This is a genomic window from Lentilactobacillus sp. TOM.63, from assembly GCF_030361045.1.
In the GTDB taxonomy this organism is placed as follows: domain Bacteria; phylum Bacillota; class Bacilli; order Lactobacillales; family Lactobacillaceae; genus Lentilactobacillus; species Lentilactobacillus dabitei.
Genome location: NZ_JAUCAP010000158.1, coordinates 1 through 1,706, shown reverse-complemented (window position 1 = coordinate 1,706; position 1,706 = coordinate 1). Strand labels below are relative to the sequence as shown.

1 rRNA gene is annotated in these 1,706 nt (G+C 53.2%); it reads left to right on the top strand.

Going from position 1 to position 1,706, the window contains the following annotated elements:
* Positions 1-1,700, top strand: a 23S ribosomal RNA gene (locus tag QUF07_RS13815); the annotation flags it as partial.
* Positions 1,701-1,706 lie beyond the last annotated feature (6 nt).

The following is a 1,706-nucleotide window of genomic DNA, read 5'->3' as shown; positions in this document are numbered from 1 at the left end:
GGTCAAGTGATAGGAGAGCGTTCTAAGGGCAATGAAGCCAGACCGTAAGGACTGGTGGAGCGCTTAGAAGTGAGAATGCCGGTATGAGTAGCGAAAGATCAGTGAGAATCTGATCCACCGAATGACTAAGGTTTCCTGGGGAAGGCTCGTCCTCCCAGGGTTAGTCGGGACCTAAGCCGAGGCCGCAAGGCGTAGGCGATGGATAACAGGTTGAGATTCCTGTACTAGTTGATGATGTTTGAGCGATGGAGGGACGCAGGAGGCTAAGTTGTGCATCCAGTTGGAAAGGGATGTTCAAGCCACGAGTCAGTCAAGGAGTTAAATGCTTTTTGGCGGGTTGACAAGTGGTGATGAGGACCGAAATTTAGTAGGGAAGCGACTGACGTCACACTGCCGAGAAAAGCTTCTAGTGAGTCATCAACTACCCGTACCGCAAACCGACACAGGTAGTCGAGGAGAGAATCCTCAGGTGAGCGAGTGAACTCTCGTTAAGGAACTCGGCAAAATGACCCCGTAACTTCGGGAGAAGGGGTGCTGTGCGCAAGCACAGCCGCAGTGAAAAGGCCCAGGCGACTGTTTATCAAAAACACAGGTTTCTGCAAAATCGAAAGATGACGTATAGGGGCTGACGCCTGCCCGGTGCTGGAAGGTTAAGTGGATGAGTTAGCTTCGGCGAAGCCCAGAAATGAAGCCCCAGTAAACGGCGGCCGTAACTATAACGGTCCTAAGGTAGCGAAATTCCTTGTCGGGTAAGTTCCGACCCGCACGAAAGGCGTAACGATCTGGGCACTGTCTCAACGAGAGACTCGGTGAAATTAAGATACCTGTGAAGAAGCAGGTTACCCGCGACAGGACGGAAAGACCCCATGGAGCTTTACTGTAGCTTGATATTGGGTGTTGACACAGCTTGTACAGGATAGGTAGGAGCCATTGAAGCCGGAACGCTAGTTTCGGCGGAGGCATTGGTGGGATACTACCCTCGCTGTGTGAACACTCTAACCCGCGCCACTCAGCGTGGCGGGAGACAGTGTCAGGTAGGCAGTTTGACTGGGGCGGTCGCCTCCCAAACAGTAACGGAGGCGCCCAAAGGTTCCCTCAGAATGGTTGGAAATCATTCAACGAGTGTAAAGGCAGAAGGGAGCTTGACTGCGAGACAGACAGGTCGAGCAGGGACGAAAGTCGGGCTTAGTGATCCGGTGGTACCGTATGGAAGGGCCATCGCTCAACGGATAAAAGCTACCCTGGGGATAACAGGCTTATCTCCCCCAAGAGTCCACATCGACGGGGAGGTTTGGCACCTCGATGTCGGCTCATCGCATCCTGGGGCTGTAGTCGGTCCCAAGGGTTGGGCTGTTCGCCCATTAAAGCGGTACGCGAGCTGGGTTCAGAACGTCGTGAGACAGTTCGGTCCCTATCCGTCGCGGGCGTAGGAAATTTGAGAGGAGCTGTCCTTAGTACGAGAGGACCGGGATGGACATACCGCTGGTGTACCAGTTGCGCCGCCAGGCGCACCGCTGGGTAGCTATGTATGGATGAGATAAACGCTGAAAGCATCTAAGTGTGAAACTCACCTCAAGATGAGATTTCCCATTCCTATATGGAAGTAAGACCCCTGAGAGATGATCAGGTAGATAGGTTGGAAGTGGAAGTGCAGCGATGTACGGAGCGGACCAATACTAATCGGTCGAGGACTTAACCAAGTAGAA